Origin of the sequence: Nocardia africana NBRC 100379, assembly GCF_001612635.1 — a bacterium.
GTDB lineage: Bacteria > Actinomycetota > Actinomycetes > Mycobacteriales > Mycobacteriaceae > Nocardia > Nocardia africana.
Genome location: NZ_BDAV01000001.1, coordinates 243,097 through 268,931, shown reverse-complemented (window position 1 = coordinate 268,931; position 25,835 = coordinate 243,097). Strand labels below are relative to the sequence as shown.

General features: G+C 67.7%; 21 protein-coding genes. 14 read left to right on the top strand and 7 right to left on the bottom strand.

The genetic code is table 11. From position 1 onward, the window contains the following. Window positions 1-98: 98 nt before the first annotated feature. The gene (locus NA3_RS01305) at window positions 99-1,397 is read left to right on the top strand and encodes an FHA domain-containing protein (RefSeq protein WP_062961728.1); all 1,299 of its coding nucleotides are present in this window, start codon (window positions 99-101) and stop codon (window positions 1,395-1,397) included. Window positions 1,398-1,433: 36 nt separating this feature from the next. Here NA3_RS01305 and NA3_RS01300 read toward each other — a convergent pair whose 3' ends face one another. Then, window positions 1,434-2,879 (bottom strand): neutral zinc metallopeptidase, encoded by a 1,446-nt coding sequence (locus tag NA3_RS01300; RefSeq protein WP_062961727.1) that lies wholly within the window; start codon window positions 2,877-2,879, stop codon window positions 1,434-1,436. 111 nt (window positions 2,880-2,990) lie between these two features. On the opposite strand from NA3_RS01300, the gene NA3_RS01295 reads away from it, so the two are divergent. From NA3_RS01295 to NA3_RS01260, 8 genes are all read left to right on the top strand, one after another. After that, complete coding sequence (locus NA3_RS01295; RefSeq protein ID WP_062961726.1) at window positions 2,991-5,642, top strand: FHA domain-containing protein; 2,652 nt, start codon at window positions 2,991-2,993, stop codon at window positions 5,640-5,642. 85 nt (window positions 5,643-5,727) lie between these two features. After that, complete coding sequence (locus tag NA3_RS38380) at window positions 5,728-7,476, top strand: hypothetical protein (protein WP_062961725.1); 1,749 nt, start codon at window positions 5,728-5,730, stop codon at window positions 7,474-7,476. 176 nt (window positions 7,477-7,652) lie between these two features. Continuing rightward, complete coding sequence (gene rplM / locus NA3_RS01285; RefSeq protein WP_030513473.1) at window positions 7,653-8,096, top strand: 50S ribosomal protein L13; 444 nt, start codon at window positions 7,653-7,655, stop codon at window positions 8,094-8,096. Continuing rightward, a complete protein-coding gene (gene rpsI, locus NA3_RS01280) occupies window positions 8,093-8,605 on the top strand; it encodes a 30S ribosomal protein S9 (RefSeq protein WP_062961724.1) in 513 nt (170 codons plus the stop codon). The genes rplM and rpsI overlap by 4 nt, the downstream gene beginning before the upstream one ends. Before the next feature lie 203 nt (window positions 8,606-8,808). After that, window positions 8,809-10,176 (top strand): phosphoglucosamine mutase, encoded by a 1,368-nt coding sequence (gene glmM / locus NA3_RS01275; protein ID WP_062961723.1) that lies wholly within the window; start codon window positions 8,809-8,811, stop codon window positions 10,174-10,176. Between the two features lie 302 nt (window positions 10,177-10,478). Further along, window positions 10,479-10,883 (top strand): hypothetical protein, encoded by a 405-nt coding sequence (locus NA3_RS01270; RefSeq protein WP_227995377.1) that lies wholly within the window; start codon window positions 10,479-10,481, stop codon window positions 10,881-10,883. After that, window positions 10,880-12,256 (top strand): hypothetical protein, encoded by a 1,377-nt coding sequence (locus tag NA3_RS01265; RefSeq protein WP_062961722.1) that lies wholly within the window; start codon window positions 10,880-10,882, stop codon window positions 12,254-12,256. The genes NA3_RS01270 and NA3_RS01265 overlap by 4 nt, the downstream gene beginning before the upstream one ends. Continuing rightward, a complete protein-coding gene (locus NA3_RS01260; protein ID WP_062961721.1) occupies window positions 12,243-13,250 on the top strand; it encodes a DUF8176 domain-containing protein in 1,008 nt (335 codons plus the stop codon). The genes NA3_RS01265 and NA3_RS01260 overlap by 14 nt, the downstream gene beginning before the upstream one ends. A 14-nt stretch (window positions 13,251-13,264) precedes the next feature. Here the strand turns inward: NA3_RS01260 and NA3_RS01255 are convergent, their stop codons facing one another. Together NA3_RS01255 and NA3_RS01250 are read right to left on the bottom strand one after the other, a co-directional pair. Further along, the gene (locus tag NA3_RS01255) at window positions 13,265-13,699 is read right to left on the bottom strand and encodes a hypothetical protein (protein ID WP_062961812.1); all 435 of its coding nucleotides are present in this window, start codon (window positions 13,697-13,699) and stop codon (window positions 13,265-13,267) included. 59 nt (window positions 13,700-13,758) lie between these two features. After that, window positions 13,759-15,420: an ABC-F family ATP-binding cassette domain-containing protein gene (locus tag NA3_RS01250; protein WP_062961811.1), complete on the bottom strand. Its 1,662-nt coding sequence runs from the start codon at window positions 15,418-15,420 to the stop codon at window positions 13,759-13,761. Between the two features lie 147 nt (window positions 15,421-15,567). Here NA3_RS01250 and NA3_RS01245 point away from each other — a divergent pair, with 147 nt between their 5' ends. The 5 genes from NA3_RS01245 to NA3_RS01225 all read left to right on the top strand — a co-directional run bounded on the left by NA3_RS01245 (window position 15,568) and on the right by NA3_RS01225 (window position 18,818). Then, entirely contained in the window at window positions 15,568-15,759 is a 192-nt protein-coding gene (locus NA3_RS01245; RefSeq protein WP_062961720.1) for a PspC domain-containing protein, read from the top strand. Window positions 15,760-15,913: 154 nt separating this feature from the next. Further along, window positions 15,914-16,222: a DUF6802 family protein gene (locus tag NA3_RS01240; protein ID WP_030513482.1), complete on the top strand. Its 309-nt coding sequence runs from the start codon at window positions 15,914-15,916 to the stop codon at window positions 16,220-16,222. Window positions 16,223-16,391: 169 nt separating this feature from the next. Beyond that, entirely contained in the window at window positions 16,392-16,742 is a 351-nt protein-coding gene (locus NA3_RS01235) for a hypothetical protein (protein ID WP_062961719.1), read from the top strand. 46 nt (window positions 16,743-16,788) lie between these two features. After that, entirely contained in the window at window positions 16,789-18,459 is a 1,671-nt protein-coding gene (locus NA3_RS01230; protein ID WP_128145080.1) for a WXG100 family type VII secretion target, read from the top strand. Between the two features lie 32 nt (window positions 18,460-18,491). Continuing rightward, a complete protein-coding gene (locus NA3_RS01225; RefSeq protein WP_062961717.1) occupies window positions 18,492-18,818 on the top strand; it encodes a hypothetical protein in 327 nt (108 codons plus the stop codon). Here NA3_RS01225 and NA3_RS36595 read toward each other — a convergent pair. The 4 genes from NA3_RS36595 to NA3_RS01210 all read right to left on the bottom strand — a co-directional run bounded on the left by NA3_RS36595 (window position 18,791) and on the right by NA3_RS01210 (window position 25,831). Beyond that, window positions 18,791-19,078, bottom strand: coding sequence for a toxin-antitoxin system YwqK family antitoxin (locus tag NA3_RS36595; RefSeq protein ID WP_128145081.1), 288 nt, complete (start codon window positions 19,076-19,078; stop codon window positions 18,791-18,793). The genes NA3_RS01225 and NA3_RS36595 overlap by 28 nt on opposite strands. A gap of 46 nt (window positions 19,079-19,124) precedes the next feature. Beyond that, window positions 19,125-19,973 carry a hypothetical protein gene (locus tag NA3_RS01215; protein ID WP_062961715.1) on the bottom strand — a complete coding sequence of 283 codons (849 nt, stop codon included), beginning with the start codon at window positions 19,971-19,973 and terminating at the stop codon, window positions 19,125-19,127. A gap of 418 nt (window positions 19,974-20,391) precedes the next feature. Then, on the bottom strand, window positions 20,392-21,492 hold the full coding sequence (locus NA3_RS36590) for an IQM protein middle domain-containing protein (RefSeq protein ID WP_128145082.1): 1,101 nt from the start codon (window positions 21,490-21,492) through the stop codon (window positions 20,392-20,394). A gap of 10 nt (window positions 21,493-21,502) precedes the next feature. Further along, window positions 21,503-25,831, bottom strand: a complete 4,329-nt coding sequence (locus NA3_RS01210; RefSeq protein WP_062961714.1) for a WXG100-like domain-containing protein — start codon at window positions 25,829-25,831, stop codon at window positions 21,503-21,505. Between the last annotated feature and the right edge of the window lie 4 nt (window positions 25,832-25,835).

The following is a 25,835-nucleotide window of genomic DNA, read 5'->3' as shown; positions in this document are numbered from 1 at the left end:
GACCGGACCCCGCAGCGGGGACTCATGGACAACGATTGCCTTAACCTTGTCCGTGTGGTGACCGCTGCGCTGATCTCGCTCGGAGGCCGATTCCGTTGATGGATCGGCAGGTCGAGGTTGTCGCCGGTAATCATGTCGTCGTGCGCGTCGCGGGGGCGGTTGTCGTTGTCGCGCATCGTGATCGCGGCCGGGTTCACCCCGACGCACCGGCGATGCGGGCCGCCGAGGCGCTGGCGCAGCTGGTGTCCGAGGCCTCCGAGCACGCCCCGCAAGGACCCGGCCGGATTATCGCGCGCGAGGCCACCCGCTGGTTGATACAGGAGGCCGAGCAGGTCGACGGCAGCCCGGTCGACCTGGGCATTCTCTCCAGCTCGGATACCGGCGGGGTCGCGATCTTCCTGCACGGGTCGGTCACCGCGGTCCTCGCGGGCGCCCGGGGTGTCGAGTACTACCGCGGCGTGGATGCCGCTTTCACCGTCGACCGCTTCACCGAACCGCCGGCCCACGCCGCGGCACTGTTCATCGACGACGAGCGCGGCCGGATTCCGGAACTGCCCGAACGCGGCATCGGCTCCTTGGTGGAGGGTGTGGCAGCCGCCGCGGGTGCGGTGATCTGGTTCGAGGGCGAGCGGACACGCGCGCGTGATCGCATCGCCCGTCCCGCCGCTGGTGCGCACCATCGCGCCGAGCCCTCGCCCACTTCGCAATTGGACGCGCCGCGGGCCGAACCGCAACTGCCCCCGCCGCCGACCCGGCCGGACCGGACACCCGATACCGATGCGCGGCAAGGGATATCACATCCCGAACCGGCGGAGGATCCCCGTCTGGCCGAAACCCGGTTGCGCGGTACGAATCCCGCCCCCGGTCCCGATCCCGAATTGGAACGCCGGATGGAGGCGACCGCTCGCGCGACCTCGCTGACGGTGCGGGTGATGGGGTTCAAGTGCGCCCGTGCCCATCCGAGCGATCCACGCTCGGCGTTCTGCACGGTCTGCGGGATGCCGGTCGACCAGACCCAGCAGCCGGCCGAGGTCGTGCGGCCGCCACTGGGCATGCTCGTGCTCGATGACGGCATGACCTATCTGCTCGCGGCCGATGCCGTGATCGGACGGGACCCGGAGAACTCGGAGGCCGCCCAGCGGGGTCTGGTGCCGGTCAAGATCGAGGACTCCTCCGGCGGAATGTCGCGGGCCCACGCCGAAATTCGATTGATGAACTGGGATATCACCGTCGTGGACCGCGGTTCGACCAACGGCACCCGGGCTCGGCCGGCCGGATATCGCGATTGGATTCGGCTGCAACCGAATCAGCCGATGGTGCTGGCGCAGGGCTCCGAGATCATGCTCGGCAATCGCGTCCTGCGATTGGAGCCGGCCGCGCCCCCTCCGTTCGGCTGAGTCGATCGAGCCGTTCGGCTGAGTCGACCGAGCCGTTCAGGAGTAGCGCGCCTCGCAGATCTCCTGTGTGCCCAGCACGCCGGCCCGGAACGCGTCCACCCGGGAGAAGCCGCTCGGCACCGTCTTGCCCTCCACATCGCTGGCCGCCAGCCCATCGCTGAGCAGTCCCGACACCGCTTTGTCGAGATCGCCGGGAGACAGCGCGATATCGCCCTGGCCGGCATCGCGATGCGGATCGGCGAGCTTCGCGGTGATCACCCCCGACAGACAGGCGGCCCGCAAGCCGGTCTTCGCTCCGGTCAACTGCTGGTGCGCGTTGCGCTGCACCGCGAGCGCGTAGCGGGAGACGAACACGACGTAGGCGTTGTAGTCGCCGCCGATACGAGTCGGAAAGCCGTCCTGCTCATCGGTATTCGCGGCGCCGCGCTGTGCGAGGGCCGGAATGTCGGTGCCGATCGTATTGGTCGCGGGGCAGTAGGTGACGGGCACGGTGTCGGCGCCGTTGCTGCAGTGCATGAGGGCGCCGTGATAGTCGTAGGTCGGTTCGGACGGGATCGGCATGATCGCCGCCATCGCCTTGCTCAACTCCTTGAGGCTGTCCTTGGAGATCGCCAGTTCGCCGCGGTTGACGTCGTCGCCGAAGGACTGCGGCAGATTCTTGCGGCGGCGATCGATGTCCTTCATATCGATCGCCTTGCAGCCCTTGGGGCCGTCGGTGAAACCGATCTGCACCGCGGTCACCCGCTCGAAGGCCGAGCCGTGCACCGATTCCGGATCCTCGGGATTGGCGTCGCGGATGGCGACCGTCGCGGCCAGCACGTTGTTGAGGCCGTCGGAGGTGTTGATCGTGAAATGCGCGGCCTTGTCCTCGGCGACGTGACGCATGAACGCCCCGGCGAAACAGTCGGCCTGCTGCTCCTTCACGATGACCGGATCCTTGGCGGTGACGATGCGCGACATCGTCTGGATGGCGTGGCCGTATTCGTGCGCGAGCACCATCACCACGGCCATCTTCCCGAAGCTGTCCTGCATCATCGGCAGCAGAACCCCGCGGTCCCAGCCGACGGAATTGTCCAGCCGACAGTAGGCCGCGTTGACCAGGTGATAGGTCGTGTCCTTGCAGAACTGCGTCTCCTGCGAGCGCGGCGCCTTCGCGCTCCAGGAATAGAACTTGGTGACGGGGGTGAAGTCACCCTGGAATTCGTTGTGATACTCGTCGCGCCAGTAGCTTTGGATGTCGTCGATGGCGTTGAGCGCCAATGTGTCCACCGCGCCCTTGTCGCCACCGGTCGCGGTCAGCGCGGAATCGGGAACACCGGAACGAGGACCGCTGGGGCCGCTGGTGGTGGGCAGTCCGGCGACCTGGAACGGGTCGTCGTAGATGGAAACGGCGTACCCACCGGTCGTCATGGTGCATCCGGCCAGCAGGCCGACCGCCAGCACCAGTACGGCGAGGGTCGCCGTCACCGGGCGTTTCGCCATCTCCCCATCCCTCCCCGGGCCGGTCGTCGCTGCGTCACCTGCGCCGCCCCCGGCGATCGGGGGCACGTTCGAGCCCCACCGATGTCACGGCCATCGCATATTATCCGGCTCATGTCATTACCGGGGGCGCAGAAGATCACCGTGCGCCATGAGGGAACCGATCGGATCTTCGAAAACACTCAGCAGGTGACCCTGGGCCGCGCGCCCGAGGTGACGGTGTTCGTCGACAGTCCGCTGGTCTCTCGTGTGCACGCGACACTTGGCTGGCAGGGGGGCGCCTGGGTGCTCTCCGACAACGGCAGTACCAACGGGGTTTTCGTGGACGCCCAGCGGATCACGCGTCCCGTTCCGGTGGATCGGCCGATGCTGGTCCGGCTGGGTGACGCGATCACGGGGCCGCTGGTTCATCTGCTGCCGGAGGCGCAATTCCGGCCGCCCGCGCCGCCCACCCGGGCGCAGTCGCCGGGCCGTGCGCCGAATCCGCCCACCCGGGACGCCGGTCCACGAGGCGGGGGGCAGCACGAGGGTGGTCAGCGTGGCGGGGGTCAGCACGGTGGGGGACAGCACGGTGGCGGGCAGCAACAGCGCCGGCAATCGCCCCATCCCACACCGCAATCCGGGCAGTTGCGCCGCCCGCCCGCGCCCCAGCCGCCGTCGCGGCCCGCACAAGGGCCGAATCAACGCCCGTCCCAACCGATTCCGGCGGCTCACGGTTCGGGCGGTGTGCCGAACGTCAATATGACCACCAAGGCCGACACTTCGGCACTGCCGCCGGTGCGCGCGCGGGCCTCGACCGCGCCGATCGCACGGGCCGACCGCATTCCGGCCGGCGGCCTGACCATCGGCCGCACCAGCGACAACCAGATCGTCGTCAACGATCCGCTGGCCTCGCGCCGGCACGCCCGCCTGATCAAGAGCGGCGAGGGCCTCGTCCTCGAGGATGTCGGCTCGGCCAACGGCACCTTCGTCAACGGCCGCCGCGAGCAGCGGGTCGCGCTGCGCGAACGCGATATCGTCACCATCGGCAACGTGGACTTCGTCGTGCAGGAAGGCACGTTGAAGCACCGCAAGAAGCCGGTCACCGAGCAGGGATTGAGCGTGCACGGCGTCGGCTTCGTCGTCGAGGGCAACAAACAGCTGCTCGTGGACGTCAACATGCAGGCCGGCCGCGGCACCCTGACCGCGCTCATCGGACCCTCGGGCGCCGGTAAGTCGACGCTGTCGAAACTCATTGCCGGAACGACACATCCGTCGGCCGGTGTGGTCACCTTCGAGGGCCGTAACCTGCACGCCGAATACGAGGCCATGCGGAGTCGGATCGGCATGGTCCCGCAGGACGATGTGCTGCACCGCCAGCTCACCGTGCGCCAGGCGCTCGGATTCGCCGCCGAACTGCGGCTGCCGCCGGACTCCTCGAAGGCCGACCGGCAGCAGGTCATCGACGGTGTGCTGAAGGAACTGTCGCTGACCGAACATGCCGATACTCGCGTCGACCGGCTCTCCGGCGGTCAGCGCAAGCGCGCTTCCGTCGCGCTGGAACTGCTGACCGGTCCGGCCCTGCTGTTGCTCGACGAACCCACCTCCGGTCTGGACCCGGCGCTGGACCGGCAGGTCATGACCATGCTGCGCGAGCTCGCCGACGCCGGGCGCACCGTCATCGTGGTCACGCACTCGGTGGCCTGCCTGGACATGTGCGATCAGGTGTTGCTGCTGGCGCCCGGTGGCAAGACCGCGTTCTGCGGACATCCGGCCGGGGTCGGCGACTTTCTCGGGACCAGCGATTGGGCGGAGATCTTCGCGCGGGTCGCCGCCGAACCCGATCGCGCCTTCGCGAACTACCGGTCCCGGCAGGCGGCGCTGCCACCGCCACCGCCGGCGGTGCCGCGCGGTGTGATGGGACAGCCACCGAAATCCAGTGGCTGGAAACAACTGTCGACACTGTCGCGACGGCAGGTCCGGCTGATCCTGGCCGACCGCGGCTACCTGGCCTTCCTCGTGGTCCTGCCGTTCGTGCTGGGTGTGCTGTGCCTGGTCGTGCCGGGGAAGAACGGTTTCGCCGCCGCCCCACCGATCCTCGGGCCGGACGGCCAATTGCATCCGCAACTCACCGGGGGAAGTGAATCTCAGCAGCTGCTGGTCGTTCTCATCCTGGGCGCATGCTTCATGGGGTCGACGCTGACCGTCCGCGACCTGGTCGGGGAACGCCCGATCTTCCTGCGGGAGCGCGCCGTCGGCCTGCTGCCCTCGGCGTATCTGCTGGCGAAGGTGATGGTTTTCGGTGTCGCGGCACTGCTGCAGTCCGCGGTGCTGGTGGCCATCGTGCTGGCCGGGAAGAACCCTCCCGGGACGGGGGCGCTCATCCCGTCCGGCAGTGTGGAGCTCTATGTCGATATCGCGCTGACCGCGGTGACATGTGTGGTCGTCGGATTGTTGTTGTCGACCGTGGCCAAGTCGAACGAACAGGTCATGCCGTTGCTGGTGGTCATGATCATGTGTCAGCTGGTGATGGCCGGAGGCATGATTCCGGTGACCGATCGCGTGGTGCTGGAACAGCTTTCGTATGTCTTCCCGTCGCGCTGGGGATTCGCCGGCGGCGCCTCGACCATCGATCTGCGCACCCTGTTCGTCAACGCCCAGCCCGATGCGATCTGGCAGCACAAACCCGGTTTCTGGTTCCTCGACGCCGGCATGTTGATCGTGCTCACCGCGGCGCTGTCCACGCTGACATGGTGGCGTCTGCGGCTGAAGAAGTCGGCCGCGTGAACGGGGCCGCGGACGAGCATCGACAGGGAATGTCCGCACTAATCGGGCCTGCCCCGAGCGTGCCGACGCGACAGCAGGCACACTTATGCATGTGACGGCTCGAGTTGGGGCGATACATCTCGGATGGGATGTGGTGTCCGTGGCCGCCGGTGGCGGTGGGATACCGATCCGCCCGGTCCAGGTGGAAGGCACATATACGCCGCCTGCGTATTTGCTGGCGGACAAGTCCGGACGGCTGCACACCGCGGGCGTGGACCGGCAGCGGCCCGATCTGGGCATCGCGGTCTCCGACGTGCGCGACATCCTCGGGCATCAGCAGATCCGCATCGCCGGGGCGACCTGGCCGGCGGAGTTGGTGTTCCGTGCCCGGCTCTACAACCCGCTCGCCGCGATCGGCACCCGGTTGCGCGGCAAGCCCGACGTGGTGGCGTTGCCGTTCCCGGACGACTGGGCCGACGGGAAGGTCGAGGAGTACTGCCGTCTGGTCGAGCAGATGGATGTCGTCACCGACCCGCTGCCCGAATCCGTGGCGCTGTCCGGTTACGTGCGGGCCCTGGGCCTGGTGCAGCCGCCCGCGCACGGCCGCCGCGGTGTCGGCGCGACCGGCGTCTACTCCGACGGCCGGGTCTGCCTGGTGGTGGCCGTCGACGGGGACGACGAGCAGCCCACCGAATCGGTCGGGGTCCCGATCACGCCGGATTCGATGCGGGACGCGCATTCGGCGGACAACGTCGTCATCGAGGTGATGGCCGCGGCCCGCTCGATCGGCGCCGACACCTCGACGGTGCTGCTCACCGGCAACGTGTGTTTCAACGACGCGTTGCGGCTGGCGTTCCAGAATCATCTGGGCAACCGGCTGCGGGTGGCCGATCATCCGATGCACGCCCTGGTGCTGGGCGCGGCGCATCTGCTGGTCACCGACAGCGAATACGCCGAGGCGGAGCAGGGTCCGGTTCCAGCGCCGAATCCGGCTGTGCCGAATCAGCCGGGTCCGCCCCGACCCGGTCCGATGCAGGCGGCGTCGAATCAGCCCGGCCCGAATCGCGGTGTGCCGCAAGCCGATTCCCGGGCCGAGAACGCGGGCCGGCACGCGTGGCAGGACGCGGGATTGCCCGACCCCGCGCGCCCGCCCGCCGAACCGCAGCATCGTCCGGAGCCACCGAATCCGCAGGGGCTCGCCCAGGGCCGGCACGCGGCGCGCGATGCCGGGCCCATATCGGGCCCGCTGCCTCTGCCGGCCGGTGAGCCGACCACCCGGTTGACCCGGGAGGCCGGCCGGCTGGAAAGCAGGTTCACCCGCCCCCCGGCCGGCCCGGTCGATGATCAGCGGACCACCGAAACCGGTGGTCGGTCATCGGCCGGGGAACCACCCGACCACGAGGAACACGCCCACAAGGGCAAGCTGTGGAGCAAGGTCAAGGACAATCTGTTCGGCGCGCCGACGATCGTCGGGGCGGTGGCGCTGGCGGCGCTCGCGATCCACGCCGACGGTGAACCGAATCACATGGCGCGGCCGCTTCCCGACCACATCTCGGCGGCGATGCCCGGGGCCTCCGGCGCGCGTACCGGCGGCGCGGCGGCCCTCGACGCGCGATCGCGGGCCGGGACCGGCGCGGAATCCGACTTCGGCTCCTGGCCGGCCGTGGACAAGGTGGCACGCGCGCCCGAGCCCAGCCCGGCCTGTTCGGTCACGCCGAACGCCGTCGAGCGCCCGGGACCGGATATGCGGACGGTCGCCGACCATCCCTGTGCGCATCTGGCGGTCGACAATCTGCACTACGTGGTTCCGACCGTCCCGGGTGCGTTCGACTCGGGCCCGCCGATTCACATCTGACGAGTGAAGAGGCGATTTCGGGACCCCGATCCGGTCCTGGTATCGTCGTCGTTCGGCGTGCGGTACGTCGCGGATTCGTCCGTGCCGTCCCACGAGCCCCGGGTCTCCACCGGCCGCCGGGATCACTCGACCGTTCGCCTGGCTGGCAGAACATCAACGACAGACAGGGAAGCACTGTGCCTACGTACAGCCCGAAGGCGGGTGACGTGACCCGGCAGTGGTACGTCATCGACGCCACTGACGTAGTGCTCGGCCGCCTTGCCGTGCAGGCAGCGAATCTGCTGCGTGGCAAGAACAAGCCGACCTACGCCCCCAACGTCGATGGTGGCGACTTCGTCATCATCATCAATGCCGACAAGGTTGCCGTTTCCGGCAACAAGCGCGAGGACAAGCTCCTCTACACCCACTCCGGGCACCCCGGTGGCCTGAAGTCCCGGTCTGTCGGGCAGCTGCTCGACACCCGGCCGGAGCGCGTCGTGGAGCGTGCCGTCAAGGGCATGATCCCGAAGAACAAGCTGGGCAACCAGATCGCGCGCAAGTTGAAGGTCTACGGCGGCCCGTCGCATCCGCACGCGGCCCAGCAGCCCGTTCCGTTCGAGATCAAGCAGGTGGCCCAGTGACCGCTCCTGAGGAATTCAACGAGGAATACGTCGAGGACGCCCCCGCGGAGGTCGTCGACGAGGGTGCCGGCTACGACGCCGAGTACACCGAGTCCGAGGGCTTCGCCGCGCCGGTCGTGATCGACCGCCCGGTGCAGACCGTCGGCCGCCGCAAGGAGGCCGTGGTCCGGGTTCGCCTGGTCCCGGGTTCCGGCCAGTTCGTGCTCAACGGCCGCACCATCGAGGACTACTTCCCGAACAAGGTGCACCAGCAGCTGGTGAAGTCCCCGCTGGTCACCGTCGAGCGCACCGAAACCTTCGATGTGCACGCCCGCCTGGTCGGCGGCGGCCCGTCGGGTCAGGCCGGCGCGCTGCGTCTCGCCATCGCCCGCGCGCTGATCGAGGTCACCCCGGACGACCGTCCCGCCCTCAAGCGGGCCGGCTTCCTGACGCGTGACCCGCGTGCCACCGAGCGTAAGAAGTACGGCCTCAAGAAGGCCCGCAAGGCTCCGCAGTACTCGAAGCGCTGATCTTGCAGCGCGCGGCCGCTCCCACTCGCACCCGCACGGTGTGCCGGTGGGAGCACGGCCGACGCGACCCCGTACGAGAGCAGGCGTCCAATCCCGGGCGCCTGCTCTCGTGCTGTATCGATCGACGGTAGGCCGGGGCGGGCAGCCTGCGTCCGACGCAGGGTCTCCGCGCTCACCGCAATTCAACTCGAGGGGCGAGATAGATGGGGCGTTTGTTCGGTACCGACGGAGTCCGCGGCCTTGCCAACGACTCGCTGAGTCCGGAACTGGCACTGCAGATTTCGGCGGCCGCGGCACAGGTGCTGGGCCGGGGCAGATCGCGCGCGGTGGCGGTGGTCGGCCGCGATCCACGCGCCAGCGGCGAGATGCTGGAGGCCGCCGTGACCGCCGGTCTGACCGCCGCCGGAATGAGTGTGCTCTCGGTCGGTGTCCTGCCGACCCCGGCGGTCGCGTATCTGACCGCCGCCTACGACGCCTGCCTGGGCGTCATGATCTCCGCCTCGCACAACGCCATGCCCGACAACGGCATCAAGATCTTCGCAGCGGGCGGTCACAAACTCGACGACGGCATCGAGGACAAGATCGAGGAACTGGTCCGCGCGAAGGGCTTCGTGCGTCCGACCGGTGCGGGCATCGGCCGGGTGCTCAGCCTCTCCGGCGTCGACGGTCATGTCGAGGACCACTACAGCCTGGCCGGCACCCATGAGCGCTACGTCGAACATCTGGTGGAGGCCACCGGCCGCGATCTGTCCGGCGTCACCGTGGTCGTCGACTGCGCGCACGGCGCGGCCTCCGATGTCGGCCCGGCCGCGTACCGCGAGGCGGGCGCGCGCGTGGTCGCGATCAACGCCGAGCCGAACGGGCTCAATATCAACGAACGGTGCGGATCCACACATCTCGAGAACATTCGGCGTGCGGTGCTCGAGCACGGCGCCGACCTGGGCCTGGCCCACGACGGCGACGCCGACCGCTGCCTCGCCGTCGATGCCTCCGGCGCCGTGGTCGACGGCGACGCGATCATGGCGATTCTCGCCCTGGCGATGCACGAATCGGGCGAGCTGGTACAGGACACCCTGGTGGCGACCGTGATGAGCAATCTGGGTCTGCACATTGCACTGCGCGATGCCGGAATCACCGTGCGCACCACGGCGGTCGGCGATCGCTACGTGCTGGAGGAGTTGCGCCGCGGTGGCTACAGCCTGGGCGGCGAGCAGTCCGGACATCTGGTCTTCCCGCGATACGGCACGACGGGCGACGGACTGCTGACAGGTCTGAAACTGATGGCACGGATGGTGGAAACCGGGCGTGGTCTGGCCGATCTGGCGAGCGTCATGACGACCGTGCCGCAGGTGCTGGTGAACGTCCCGGTCGCCGACAAAGCCGCGGTCGCGGCCGCGCCGGAGGTTCGCGAGGCGGTGGCCGAGGCCGAGCGCGTCCTCGGTGACAACGGCCGAGTCCTGTTGCGCCCGAGCGGGACCGAACAGCTGATCCGGGTCATGGTCGAGGCAACCGATTCCTATCGCGCCAAACAACTCGCCGACGATCTCGCCAAGTGTGTCGCCGCGGTCTGAGCGCCGGGAGCGCGTCGCGCGGCGCGATGAACGGGGTGCGTACGCCGCGTAGGGGTGCGGCTGTATAGGCCTTGTCGAGCGGTGGGCGCTGCGGCCGCGATCGCCGCACTCGCGCATCATCGTCCGAATATCGGCTGGTCATCGCAAGTGTCGGTGATCGGCGGCGGATTCCGGAGGGGGCCTGGGAAGGTCGTCGGCGCGCCGACGGTCCCGGAGATCGGGGCGCAACTGTCGGCTCCGGGAAGTATGGTTGGACGCAGATCATGACGCGACAGCGAAGCTTGATTCCGTGAGGGGGAACAGTGGACCCGCTGAAGCTTGACAAGTCTCCGACGCTCGACGACTCCGCGAATTCGGCGCCGCCGACCGCCACCGCATCCGCTCCGGATGCGGTGATGCGGGTCGATCCCGCGGCGATGGCGGCCTATACGGCCATCGCGAATACCGTTTCCCAACAGCTGGCTTCGGCGGCGTCCGTGACGGCCGGCGCGGTCGACCCGCAGCAGCTGGCCACCGACCTGGGGCTGGTGGGAGCGGACTTCGCCGCCAAATTCGCGGCCGCCGTCTCCGAACACGCGCAGGCGCTGTCCACCGCCGGCAAACTGGTCTCGGCCTACGGGCGTGGGCTGCACACCTATACCGCTGGTGTCCAGGGCACCGACGAGGATTCGGCCATCGCGATCACCCGGACGGAGTCGCGTTCATGAGGCGCCCGACCGCATTGCGCCGCCGGCCCAACGCCGCGCGCAACGACACCACCACGCCCACAACGACATCCGATCCGTCCGTGGATCCGCCGATCGTCGCGACCCTGGTCCGGCCCCTGCTGGACCTGCGAGCCGCACTGGGCACCGGTGTCGCGACGCCTGCTGCGACCATCACCGGCGCTCTGTCCAGCGCGTCCACACAGGCCGCCGACACCGAGGGACCACACCGCGACGGCGTCCACGCGCTGGAATCCACGTGGACGGGTCCGGGCTCCGACGCGGCGGTACCGGCCTTGCGCACCACCCAGACTCAGATCGGTGACATCTCCGACCGGGGCCCGGCCTACCTGGGTGTCCTGGCCGACGCCCACGCGACCAGTGCGCGGGCGGCCGGCCGGATGGACCGGATCATCGCCGATTTCCGGCGCGACGCTCGAACCATCCTCGGCAACGCGACCGCCGCGCCGGATACCGATGCGGTGATCAACCGGGCCACCCAGGCGCTGCGCGACGCGATCACCACCGTCACCGCCGCACGCACCGAAATGGACGATCACTCGCGCCGATTGGACGAGATGGGTCCGCTCACGGTCACCACGCCTGCCGGACTGAATTCCTCGCAGTCGTGGGGAGATACATCCGGTACGGTGCTGCCCAGTGCCTACGGCGCGATTCCGGGCCAATACGGCACGGCCCCAGCACAATACGGTGTGGCGCCCGGACAGCAGCCGATCGATCCGGCTCAGCTCGCGCAGCTGCAACTGCAGCAGCTGCTCGTGCAGGCCGGTGTGCAGGTCGGCACCTCGGCCATCAATGCCGGCGTGGATATCGGTACCCACCTGATCGACAAGATCGCCGAGGTCGGCACACACACCATCGACACGGTGGCCTCCTCGGTCGACCAGGCGATACCGCAGCTGATCAACCCGGACCACGCCGGCGGCGACAAGACCAATCCGGCTGGCACGTCCGGAAATTCGGCGAAGCTGTTCGACTTCGGCCCCGGCAAGGCGACCCCCGGAACGACCGGTCCGGATTCGATCATTCCGGGCGCTCCGGCGCCCGACAAGGTGCCGGCCGACAAGACCCCGGCCGACAAATCCGATCCGCCACCGCCCTCACCGTCGTCCATCCTTGCACTGCCGGCGGACCCGGCACCGATGCCGAAACCACCGGCACCCGCACCCGCACCCGCGCCGGCTCCGGAGCCGGCGCATCCGGGCGGGGTGGCCGGAGGTATGGCCTTGCCCCCGCCGGCCGGTAGTGGACAGGACCACAAACCTCGCGACGGTCAGCTCGGTGTCACCGTGCCGGCGGCCGAGACAACCGTTCCCGCCGCCGTGATCGGCGACTTCGGCGATGACACGGTCTGAGCCGGACCCGCAGCAGGACAATCCGTTCGACCTCGGCCTGCCGATGGTCCGGACTCCCGTCGGTAAGCAAGGCCGCAAGCGGCGGCCGGGCCGGCGGAACCCGAACCGGCCGGCCGCGGCGGCCTATCGTGGCGCCGTGGCCGTGCCGCCGGCGCGGCCCGGACCGGAGCCTGCGGCCTATCCGTCGGGGGAGTGGGAACAGTGGCTCGAACCGGCACAGCGGACGACGCCCGAACCCGAGCCCGAGCTGGAACCGGAACCGCGGCGCATCCCGGTCGGAGGGCCGCTGACCGATCCCGACCTGGTCGACAAGTCGACGCTGGTTCCGCACATCGTCGACCGCTCGGGCGGTAACCCCGGTCCCGCGCTGCGACGTCCGCGTCCACGCCAGGCCGGGCCGCGCCGCGATCATCGGCGTGGTGAAAAGCTGCTGGCCGCACTTACTTTGATCGGTGTCGGCATCGTCGTCGTCTCGGTGGTGCTGACCGTCATCCACACCGGGAAGCGGTCGCAGCCGGCCGCGACGAGACCGCCGATGGTCGCGGCGGTGCCGGTGCCCACCTCGGCGAGCACAACCCCGCCGCCGTCCTCGACCACCACGGCGGCGCCCTCGACGATCGCCACCGACGGCTGCGAGCAGCAGCGCACCGCGGAAGTGGTCTCCGGTACCGACCCGGGAGGCACCGCGAGCGGCCCGGACGCCATCCTGGCTTTCGAGCGGGCGTACTACGTCCAGCGTTCGGGGTATGCCGCGCGCGCCGTCGTCGCCGATGACTCGTCGGTGCCGCCGGCCGACCAGATTCAGCGCGGTATCAACCAGGTGCCGGTCGGCACCCGCTACTGCGTGCAGATCACCCGCACCGGCGAGGAGGGGCAGTGGGAAGTCCGCCTCACCCAGCAGAAGCCGGACGAGCAGCCGCATGCGTTCACCCAGATCATCAGCACCCGAGCGGAATCGGGCCGCACGCTGATCACCGGCATCGCCGCCGGCTGAACCGCGTCGAGGAGTCAGAACCGGGCGTGCACGAACCCGGTGAACGGCACGAGGAAGCCACCGATCTCGCAGACGATCAACGCGTACATGGCCGATCGCAGCGGCAGCCCGACGGCGCCGCGGAATTGGTTCGTCGTATCCCGCCGCAACCCGTGCAGGCAGTACGAGCCGATGGCGCCGGCGAAGAAGCCGAGAACAACCAGCGCCGCAACGAGATTCACCGCGGTCGGCCAGTCCGACAGTTCCACGAAGACCGCCAGCAGCAGCGCGGCGAAGCTGTACATCAGGGCCGCCCGATGCGCGATATCGACGTAGGGGTGTGCGTGCCCCTCCGGTGAGGTCCGCATCCCGTGGTACTTCCACACGCCCAGCAACAGTGCCCAGACGAAGAGAAGGCCGGCGATCAGGAGGGTGATCCGGGTGTCCACACCGAGCTGTATCTGTTCCATGCGGATCTCCTGGGCGGCCGCGTGCGGCATCGCGATCGCAACGCCGAGCAGGTTCTGGTTCAACGGTCTTCGGTGAGTTGTCCGGCGGCCATGTGCCAGCGCCGGGTCGCCCGCACGGTATCGAGCATGCGGCGATCGTGGGTGACCAGCAGCAGCGTGCCGTCGAACGAGTCGACGGCCTGCTCCAACTGTTCGATCGCGGGTAGATCCAAATGGTTGGTCGGCTCGTCGAGTACGAGCAGATTGACCCCGCGCGCCTGCAGCAGCGCCAGCGCGGCGCGCGTGCGCTCACCCGGCGACAGGGTGTCGTTGGCGCGCAGCACGTGCGGGCCGCGCAGCCCGAATTTGGCCAGGAGCGTGCGGATCTCCGCCTCCGGCCAGTCGGGTACCTCGGCGCCGAAGGTGTCGGCGAGCGAGGCTGTTCCACGGAACAGGCCACGCACCTGATCGACCTCGCCGATCGCGACCCCCGACCCCAGCGAGGCGGTCCCGGCATCCGGCGTCACCTTGCCCAGCAGCAACGCCAGCAGCGTGGATTTGCCCGAACCGTTGGGACCGGTCAGGACGATCCGATCACCCCAGTCGACCTGCGTGGTGACCGGACCGAGTGCGAACTCACCGCGCGAGACGACGGCATCGGAGAGCGTCGCCACCACGGAGCCGCTGCGCGGTGCGGAGGCGATCGACATCCGCAGCTCCCACTCCTTGCGCGGCTCCTCCACGACCTCGAGCCGTTCGATGCGGCGCTGGGTCTGGCGCACCTTCGAGGCCTGCTTCTCGGTGGATTCGGCCCGCATCTTGCGACCGGCCTTGTCGGAGTCCACCTTTCGCGGATCGCGAGTCTTGCGGCGTGCATTGCGCACCCCGTGTTCGAGCCAGTTCCGTTGCATCACTTGTCGCGCTTCCAGCCCGGCCTTGGTGTCGGCGTACTCCTCGTAGGCCTCACGCGCGTGCCGGCGGGCGATCTCGCGTTCGGCAAGATACGAGTCGTAGCCGCCGTCGTAACTGCCGACCTGCTGCTGGGCCAGATCGAGTTCGACGATCCGGTTCACGGTGCGCGCCAGGAACTCCCGATCATGACTGATCACCATCAACGGTGTCCGCACCCCGGTCACGAAGTTCTCCAGCCGGGCAAGGCCCTCCAGGTCGAGATCGTTCGTAGGCTCGTCCAACAGCAGAATGTCGAAGCGCGACAACAGGACCGAGGCCAGTCCGGCGCGGGCCGCCTGCCCACCCGACAGCACGGTCATGGGCGTGTCGAGGCCCTGCGGCAAACTCTCGGTGAGTCCCAGTTCGGCGGCCACCTCGGCGGCTCGCGGCTCCAGGTCGGCACCGCCCAATGCGAGCCAGCGTTCCAGGGCGGCCGAATAGTCCTCGGCGGCAGCATCGTCGGTCGCCAGCCGTTCCGCCGCGGCGTCCATCGCCCGCTGCGCCTCCGCCACTCCGGTCCGGCGGGCCAGGAATTGGGCCACCGTCTCCTCGGCCAGGCGTTCCGGTTCCTGCGCCAGGTAGCCGATGGTCGCATCGGGCGGGCTCAGCGTGATCCTGCCCGTCTGCGGCGTGCGGGCGGCCAGCATCCGCAACAGCGTCGACTTGCCCGCTCCGTTCACCCCCACCAGGCCGATCACATCGCCGGGCGCCAGCACCAGATCCAGGTCCTCGAACAGCACCCGGTCTCCGTGCCCCGCCGACAGGCCGTGCGCATGCAGAGTCGTACTCACACTCACGAGTCTGCCGGGTTCGGGGTATCACCCTGAGTCCGGGCTGGGGAAATCAGGGTCGGGATGGGTCTCGCGCCCGATGCGCGCGGGGGTGCGCACACAGCACAGTGGAATCACCACGCACGACCGTGACAGGAGGAGAGCGTCATGACCGCCCCCACCCGCCGCCTCACCCGATCGAACTCCGACAAGTGGATCGGCGGCGTCTGCGGTGGCCTCGCCGAATACTTCGGCTGGAACGCCAACCTGATTCGCCTGCTGTTCGTCCTCTCCTGCCTGCTGCCCGGCCCGCAGTTCATCGTCTACCTGGTGCTGTGGCTCATCATCCCGAAGCAGTAACGGGCGCGACAGGACAGTAGTTATCCACAGGCAAACCCGCGGCCGACCTCGGCGCCGGTCAGTTATCCACAACATGCCGGGCCGGGGATGCGCGGTACCGCTTCCGGATGCCAGGATGGAACAAATTCCCGCACGTCCCTCGAGGAGCACATACATGATCCATTCGGGCGATCTGCCGGGCCTGGACCTGCCGGAAGTCGACGCGCACTCGGACCTCGGCGGCATCGGCGCCGTGGAGCTGAACCACCCGTCCCAGGACATCGACGCCGACGGCATCCTGGACACCGAAACCTTCCACAGCGACCACTCGATGGAAGTCTGGTCCGATATGGACCACGACGGCTACGCCGACCACGTCAGCATCGTCGACGACGGCGGCGACTACTCCGCCTGGGAATTCCACCACTATCCCGACGGCCGCACCGAGTGGGTCCAGGTGGACAAGGGCAAGATGGGCAAGTGAGCGGCGAGGCTTCGGTTTTCGACCGCCCGCCCGGCAAGTAGATTCACCGGGTGTGCGTCCGGGCGCGATCGTCGGTTCGTCATGGAACCGGTCGCTGTCCGTGTGCGTCCAAGAGAGTACGGGAAGACTGGGGCATCGGCCGCAGGTCAGCGAGGGAGGGGAGCTAACGATGGCTTCGGATGGCCACGTCAAGGTGGACGTCGTATCGCTTCAGCGGATGGCGACGAATCTCAAGGGCTCCGCAGGCGTACTCGATAACAAGACCACGGAGTTGACTTCGCACACCTTCGGAGGACCGCAGGCCGGCCGTGCCTACACTGCCGACGGCGTCAAGATCAACCACTCGCTGGGACACCTGACCACCTGGCTGAAGAATTGGCAAACGGCGATCGCGAAGATGGGGGAGACGATGAGTACCAGCGCGAACACCTACTCGACGGTCGATGACTCCAACGTCGAGAAGTTCAATGCGACGGGTGTGAACTTGAACCCGACAACGCCCGCCGCGGCGCGCGTGTGATGTGGTCCCGATGTCGAGCGCAGTGCGCCCGTGGTGGTGAATCCTGGTGACTCTCAACATTTCTACCGACGCTTCGGCGGATAAGATCCTGGACGAAGGTTGCACCGGCCTTATGTTCTTCCAGGAATATCTGCCCCGGTACGCGCGGGTCAACAAGCTTCTCGGATTCGGCCGAGCCGACATGCCGTCCTACGAATCCTTGTGTGCCAAATACGATACCGAGCGGGGCATGGATCTTGCCGCCCTGGACGGTGTCGCGCAGGATCTCAGCCGTGTGGTCGGCGAGGCCAACACCGAACTGGAACTCCAGAAGACGCAGCTAGGCGCCTTGCCATCCATCTGGCAAGGCACTGCGGGCGATGAAGCCCATGCTTTGCTCGATCAGCAGGTCCGGCGTGCGCAGACGGACTACGACCAGGTCAAGGCGGCGGCACTGGGTTTGGCGTTTGCGCCCGCTTCGTTGCGGAATGCGATCTTGGGCAAGGCGGAAGCGGTAAAGAAGTACTGGAGGGAAGACGGTCCGGATTTCGATGGTTCCGCCGGTCGTCAGAAAATCGACTGGATGATCATGGTGGCGGCCGAGTACAAGAACCCCGGTACTTATGCCCCAGCGGTGTCCAGGCCGCTTGCCGAGGAATACGGGCCCACCGCCTCGGACTGGCTTCGAACGGTTTTCGTCCACGGAGTGGACGAAACCGTCCAATCTTTCGATGCCCTGTGTGCGAAAACGAAACAAACGATCGAGCAACTCTACGGCGGCATATCGGATACCCTCGACAGGCTCGACGTATCGGCGTACCCGATGCCGGCAGGTACTCCCCAGCCGAGCAACCCGGGGCCTTCTCCGGGCAATCCAGGGCCTTCTCCGGGCAATCCTGGGCCGGCGCCCGCCAATCCGGGTCCGGCTCCGGCGAATTCGGTTCCCGGTAATCAATCGACACCGGGGAATACCGTTCCATCGTCGGTCTCGCCGACGATCACCTCCGGACTCGACGGACTCGCGCAGATCAGTCAGGTCGCATCCCAGCTCTCTCCGGTGGTCAGCACGCTCGGGCAGTCGCTGACCCAAGGGGCGACGGCGTTGTCCACTGCGATCCAGCAAGGGTTCGACGGCGCCCTGCAGCAAGTGCAGTCGCTGCTGCAGCCGCACGACGCGAAGGGGTCCGCGGACGGTAAACCGAATGCCGAATTCGATATCGCCGGAAGGCATCTGAAGTTCGAGATGGGCCCGAACGGTGAGCTGAAGGTCGTGATGTCCGACAGTTCGGGCGACGAGAAGACCTACAGCATGAAGCTGGATGAGCACGGTAACCCGGTGATCAATACCGAGGAGAAGAAGCCGGGTGAGGGCGGGGACGCGGGGCAGCCGGCCGACTCGCCAGCGGGTGCCGGTCAGCAACCCGGGGAGCAGGAACCCGGTGAGGGCCACAAGCCTGATGGCGCCGACCATAAGCAGGACAGCGGTGTCGGCAAGCCCGGCAACGATGATCAGGCCACTTCGCCGCCGAAGCCGACCGGCCAACAGCCGCCGACCGGAGGTGGTCAATCGAGCGACAACGGAGGTAGCCAAGCCAATCCGGTCGTCCCGCCGACTTCACCCCCGCCGCCCCGCCGGGACTCCGAGACCGATCACAAGCCATCGGCCGTTCCGCCGCAGGCGCCGCCGCCCGATCCCAACAGTTCGGGTGCGGAACTGGCCGAGGCCGGCCCACTCTGAGTCGTCGCCGCTGAGCACCCGGGAGCAATGAGATGGACCTCGCCCGCCACCTCGAAGAGGTGATGTACGAACACAACCGCTGGCTGCGCAACCACAACGAGGATTACGAGGAAGCTCAACGCCGACTCGTCGCCGACGGAGCGCATCTCGCCGCCGATATCGATAGAGGCATCGCCGAAGCCGAACGCCTGGCCGCCGCCGAAGCCGAGGAACGCGAGCGCCAGGAAGAAGAGGCCCGCGAGCAACGCGAAGCGATAGCCCGTGCCGCCGCCGCCCGCAAAGCCAACCAGGCCGTCGCCCCGATCGACGACGAAGACGAGGACGACGCCTATTACCGCCGCAAGAGCTGGCTGGTCTGAACCGGCAGGCTTCCGTCCGCCACGGCCGGGTCGGTCGGTCCCAGATCGTTGTCCCCGTTGTCGTCGAAATGATCTTCTTCCGCCAGACGGCGGTTGGCATGCCATTTCCGGAAGACTCCGCAAGGGTTGCCGGCGATCATTTCCCCTTCGGACATCATCCGTCCGTCGGCCCACCACTTTCGGCTCCGCCCGAGGCGAGGGGTATGCGCCGATGCGACCTCGCGCCACATACGGCTCGGCGACCAGAACTGCTGAGTCATCTGGACTCGATCTTGTCGCCGAGTTCGCACGTCACACCTGTCACCGCTACTGCTGTGCGAGATTTGCGAGCTGTTGCAGTGTGGGAAGCTCAGCGTCCGGCGCGTTGGGCTGGATCATGCCCGACATGTGGTCTTCGGGGAAGGCGCGACATCTGTCGAGGATTTCGAGCGGTGGAACGTTCTGTTCGTAGCCCTCGGTAATGCGAAGTTTCCACAGGCCGGCGGCGATTTGTGCGGTTCTGCCGGCTGCCGCGCGGGGCAGGTAGCCGGCCGCGTCGTTGGTGGTCGACGCCCACAGGTAGGCAATAAGGTTGCCGCCCTTGGTAATCGGCAGATACCGAATCGGTGAGTCGGTGGTCGAGGGGTAGGTGGCAGCGGGAGTAGAGACGAGTGGTCCCCAGCCCTGCGCGCGGTTCACCGGTGTGCCGTCGGGGAATTCGCCGTCCTGAATGAGGGGTCCCGGCGCCGCAGGCCCGCCCGGGTTGGTGCGCTGGTAAAGAGTGTCGAGGTTCGGCGCGTCGAGGACAGGTGCGTCGGCGGGGATGTAGCCGCCGATGGGGTCTTCGGGCGCACCGACCCAGCGCTGTACAGCATCGACGGGACGTAATCCCTGCTTGCACGCGGCGTCGAGCCGCTCCCGCCAGACATCCATCCAAGAGAACTCGTCACGACTCGAGATGCGAACCAGGCCGGCGGAGTTGTGGTGCTGCGACGCCCAGATGTGACCGACGAACTCACCGCGGATCAGGATCGGCCAGTAGAACAAGGGCTTACGAGTCCATGGCTCGTATCGCCCTTCGAGCGGATTGCGCTGCGGCTTCGGTTCCGGATACTCGGGCGTTCCCGGCGGCGGGAGGGGGCCCCAGTTGTAGCTGGTGTCGTCCCAGGAGTTCACTGTGGTGGGTCCCGTGTACGAGGGTTTGTCTGGTCGATTCCCCGAGTATTCGGTCATTCTTCGAGTCGGGAAATTTCGGGGTTCTGCGTCATGTTTGGTAGGCGATCGGACGGCGCGACCAGCGATCGTAACCTGGTGACAGGTCGGGCGGCGGCGGGAGGGGGCCACCACCGGAGGGGACGACGGGATGAACTCGGAATTCGGCTGCATGTGTCACCTTCGGGCTCGGATATCTACTACGACCGAACGGCCCCCTCGGGCGGCAGAACTCTCGCGCGTATCAGGTATCTGACTCCGGTGTAGCGGTCGCCGACCGGATTGGGCACGACTTCCACGATCTGATAGCGAGTGCCCCGCTGTAAAAACCGGCGGATCGACGGCGTTTTCGGCGAGATGCAACGCGGTTGACGGCTGGGACTTATCGGTCGGAGTGAATCTCTAATTGAGAATCTGTAAAGGGTACTCCTCGGCTGCGTAGAGACTCTGCAACTTGCCAGGTGAACCGTTGTTTCGGGCGGTAATGTGTGCTCTTGTCGGATATCAAGAATATCCTGCCTTCTACTGCGCCGATCTCTCCGGCACCTGCCACGGGTGCGCCTGCAAGGAGGCTGGAGTGATGGAATTGCCCGAGGATATGCCATGGTGACCAGTAGAGATTCCCGAAAGCATCCATGACAAATATCGCTCGACCACCTTGGGGGGTCCAGAGCGTAGCGCTCCCCCTGGTATCCAGGGGTTGCATATTACTGTCGTAAGCCAGGCCTTTTTCGAACGCGATTCGATAGGATGCCCGTTCCTGATCGGTCAGATAGCGCACCTGTTTTCCTGGCCAGATGGTATTTCCGGGGAGGTTTTCGCCGTGGAACTCCGGTAGCAACGGAGTGGTCTCGAACCGTGGTTTTTCTGCAGGGTGAGTACCGGACCCGGAGGGCTGGAGGGGGGTAATTATCTCCGGTGGCAGAGTTGTTGCATCGAGGAGTTCCTCGATGATTTCGGTCGGCGATCGCGGATCGAGCGCTACCAAAGCGGTTCTCGTTTGATCATCGTTGTGAGGCCAGATCAGGCCGATCTCGACTCCGGACCCGAGTTTCATCAGAAGGTAGTACCGGCGTTCGCCCGGAGGCTGCCCGAATGCCTGCCCGACTCTGTCCTGAATATAAGGAAAGGGTGCGTTTATTATGGCGATAAGAGGGGCGTTGAGAAACTCCGGCCAGCGAAGTATGGGTACGGTCTGGAACCGTGGTTCAGGCCACGGCTTCATTTCGTCCAGTCGGCTCAACACGCGACTTAAAAAGTCTCGTATCGCAGCTTCGTTATGTGCTGTAGGTATTGATGTTATGGGTCCGCGGGTCTGAACAGCATGTTGTATCGCTTCATATTCTTCCTGCGGAGTCATATTCCACAGGGGTTGGACAAGAAGCGCCCGCGCCGTGCCGTCCACGGCATCAGGGCCGAGATCGGGGTAGTACTCGCTGTTGTAGACGATAGCGTCCACAACGGACCGCCACATCTCGCTCATAAGAACCCTTCTACGATGCGTCCGGTGTCAGTCTGATCTGGTCGCGTGTTATTTGAACTCCCATCGCTCGCAACCGGTCGACCACCTGCAACGTGTAACCGTGGCTGGGACGATAGTGGCCGCTGCTATCGGTGATCATTTGGAGTTCACCGTTTATGACGACCAACTCTCCGGCACCGGCGACCGGCGCCCCAGCGAGAAAGCTGGAGTGATGGAACACGCCGGGCTGTTGAAAGAGTGAAGCGTAGAGATTTCCATGCTCATCCATAACGAAGATGGCGTTACCCTGCCCGTTCCAGACGCTCACACCCGACCTGGTATCGAAAAGTCTTCCCTGCGCATCGTAAATCCGTCCTTCGTGGATTCTGAGGCGAAATTGCTGGCGACCCACATCATCGTAATACCAGACTCCCGTGGGCCACCGACGTCCAGGAATCTCTTCGCCGACGTACTGATCCATCATCCTCGTCGTAGCCAGTGGGTGATTCAGATCGCCACCGTGCTGCGTAAACCATCCATCAGCCGGGACATGGTGCCCAGGATGCTGGTTGGTACTCGGACCGTTGTGAGGGCCGGTGTCTGATGGTGTATCGGGACCATGTGAGCCCGGTGAGGCGCCATGGGTATTTCGACCTATACCCAGCGTGCCCAACAGGCGTCGCCAAGCGGTGCGACTTCCGCGATCGGGGGCCGGGTGTGAATGTTGAGCAGGCGGCGATCCCAGCGCTTGGTGGGGCGCCGGGTGTTGGGTGGTGGGGCCAGTGTGCGGTGGGCCCGAAGACGTCCGGTTCGAGTTTGTGTGCGTCGCTTGCTCTCTGGCCGGATGAGCGGTGGGTTGCGATGGATTGTTGTCGCCCGTCGGTCGGGGCGTGTTGCGGGCATCGGGCCCCGGAACCGGATGGCGTCCGGGACCGGCCGACGGGTCGGGATGTGGCCGGCCCGGTCGCTCGGGTTGTGTCCGCGCGGCGGGCTCGGGGCGGGCCGGTGACGGGTCGGCCGGCCGACGCGAGGGGCGCGGTGTTTCCGGATGAGGTGTGGTGCCCTCCGGGTGGGTTCGTGGCCCTGCCTCCGGGCGCGGTGCCGGCTCGCCGGGGCGATGATTCGGCCGGGGCGTCTCCGGGTGGGATCCGTTCGGCTGTGGGGTGTCCGGGTGTGGGTGATTCGGGCGGTGTGCTTCGGGGTGCGGTGCCGGGTGGGTGCCGGGCGACGGGGTTGCGCTGCGCCGCATCCATTCCGGTGGGCGCATCGAATTCGCGAGGAAGTTCGGGTCGTGGTGGGCCCAGCGGGGTGGGGTTGCCGGTTCGGGTTCGCGGCGCGGCGACGGGGTTTCCGGGTGTTCGGTTGGGCGGGCTGGGCGTTCGGGGGCGCCGGCGGGACGATCGTGGGGGGTGTCGCTGGGACCGTGCGGGGGCGTGTTCCGGTCGTGCGGTGTTCCGTCGCTCGATGTGGGAGTGCGCTCGCCCGGGCGCTCGGGGTGAGCGGCGCTTTCCGCGGACGAGTCGTGAGCGGTCGCGGCGTCGCGCGGCCGAGAAAATGAATGCTCTTGTGCGGCAGGGTCTTCCGTTCGCCGGGCGCGATGTTCCTCCCAGCGGCGGACTTCCAGATCGTGCGGGCTTTCCCCGGGCGGGTGGGCGCGGGCCGCCGAGATCTCTTCCGGCGTCGGCTGATAGCGGTCGATGTGGGGGTTATATCGGCCGGAGTAGAAGGGATCCATGTGGATCATCCGGCCGTCGTTGTGCCGGGCGACGTATGTGTGCACCGCGGGGTCGAAACCCGGGCGGTGCGGAGGCGGCTGCGGCGGCGCTGCGGGCGGTTCCCCTTCCGCGCTGCGGTCGGTGCCGGTCCGCGGGGTTTCGGCCGCTTCCGCATCGGAACGGTCGTCGTGTGCGCTTACCGAATCGTCGGTAGGGCGCTGCTCGCCGGTTCCGCGGGCGGGGGTCTCTGCGGCGCCGGGATGTTCGGAGGTACGAATCGACGGATCGGCAGGCGCGGATGAGGCGTCCCGAGTCCCGTTGCGCGCCTGGGAATCCGAATGATTCGCGGCAGCGCCGGACGGTCGCTCGACGGCCGGCTCAGCGGTGTTCCGGTTCGGCGCGTGCGCGTTTCGGTCATGCGGAGCCGGTGTGCGGCTCGGCTCCGGCGTGCGTGCCGGTGGGCTCGGCTCCGGTCGCCGCGGAGAGTGGTCGGCGGCGGTCGAGCCGGGCGTGTGACGACCCGGCTCCGGGCGGCCCGTGGCGCGCGGCGCGGACGGCGCGGGACGTGCGGGCTCGGTTCTGCTCGGCGAGGGAGTCTCGGTTCGCGCGTTGTCGCGCGGGACACGGGAATTCTCCGGGCGCGCCGCGGTCTCGGGGCCGATGTGCGGCGCTGCCGTTCGTGGGTCGGAGTGCGGTGTATCCGTGTGGGCTGGGGTGTGAGCCGGGGCGTTCGGTCGATGCGACCCCTCACCGCCGGCGGAGCCGAGAGATCCCAGCGACCCCATCGAGGGAGTCGCCGACGGCGTCGTGGCCGCGGGGGTGTCGGCGGTCGCGGCGTGTGTGGTCGCCGGGGTGGCGTCGGCCGGAGTCGGCGTCCGGTCGCCGCCGGGGTGCGGCGCTGCGGCCGGGTCGACCGAACTGCCGTGCGGCGTGGCCGTGGGGTGTGCCGGATCGGGTTGCGGTGAAGGTGACTCGTGTCGGCCGACAGGCGTTCCGGCGTCCGGGTGTCGCGACGGATCCGGTGCTGCCGTGGGGGAATCGGGGTGCGCGGCGGAGGGCGGCGTCGCCGGATCCGAATGCGGCGCGCCGCCCGGTTGATCGGTTCCCGGCCTGGTCGTCGCCGGTGCATCGTGCGGGGGCGAACTCGCATCCGGATGCTGAGGTGCGGCATGGTCCGGCGCCGGTTGGGTGCCCGGCGGTGTGTCGTGGGAGGGCGGCGAGGTCTCGGAAGCGCCCGGATGCGTGGTCCCGGCGGCTTCCGCCGGGGCCGGCGCGTCGGTGTCCCAGTTCAGGCTCGACCCGGGGCGAGAGGCCGCTTGTTCGGGAACGGAATGTTCCACCGGTGCCGGATGACCGGACGGGCCGTTCTCCGTGCCGGCGGTGTGCGGCGCCGACGCCCCATCCGTCGCCGGCGTGTCGTGTTGCGGCGCAGGGGGTTCCGTGTGCTCGGGGAGACCGTTTCCGTCGCTGGGCCGGGCGGTTCGGTCCGGGGCCGGCGTCGAATCGGTGGTGGGCGTGGCCGTCTCGGTGCCGGCGGGCGCGGGCTGCGAGGTGTGAGGAGATGGTTGTGCGCCGGTGTCGCCGGTATGTGCGGGCCCGGCCGGCGCGCTGTCGTGAGCCGGCGACGGTGCGGGCTCATTGTCGTGCGGGCCACTCGAATGCGACTGTCCCGCAGCGGAATCGGAACGTCCCGCCTCACCGGATTCCGTCGTTCCGGATTCGTGGCTCGCGGGAGCGGTTCGCCCCTCGTGCACCTGCCCGAGCGCACCCTGGGCCGCCCCGGCGACCGACGACGTCGCAAGCGTGGTCGGGTCGACCTCGAATTTCCCGCCGAACGGGACGCTCGCCGCGGTCCCCGCCACCGATCCGGCCGCGCCTCCGACGGCATCCGCGGCGGTGCGCGCGGCGAACTTACCGGCGGTCGACCCGGCCTTGTCGACGAGACCCTTGGCCAGACCGTCCGAGCCCAGCTTCGCGCCTACGGCCCCACCGACAGCACCCGAGACACTCTCGGCGAACAGCCCTTTCACTTCCTCGCCGGTGAAGCCGCCGCGCTTGCCCTGTGCCATCTGCAGCAGGCTGGCGCCCGCGTCGACACCGGCGCCCTGGGCCACACCGATGATCGCGGCCTTGGCCAGCGCCCGGGTGGAAATCTTCTGGATCAGCCACTTGATGATCTGGCGAATGGTCAGGCGCGCGGCGACCTGCGCCGCAGCCTCCTCCGCCGCGGCGACGGGTGCCCCGATACCCGTACATGCCGTGGCGATCGCCTGGATCATCTGGATCGCGAAGATCACCAAGGTCGCGATGATGACGTACTTCGTATGTTCGATATCGGTGGCGGTGTCGTCGAGGTCCTTGCTGAGACCCTTGACCTCCTCGATCAGCCCCGGCCACAGGCCTTTGTCGCCCGCGACCTGATCCCAGAATTCCTTGATCGCCTCGTGCGTCTTGCCGTCGACAGCGGCCAGGGCCGACGTGGTGACCGATCCCGCATCGGTCTGTATCTCGGTCAGCGCGTCGGCGAGCTGGTCCCAGCCGTGGGCGAGCCGCCGCATCGCGGTCTCGTCACCCTTCGGCCAATCACCGGCGCCGACTACATATTTCGCGACCCACTGCAGTTCGGTGGGAATTTCGATACCCATGTGG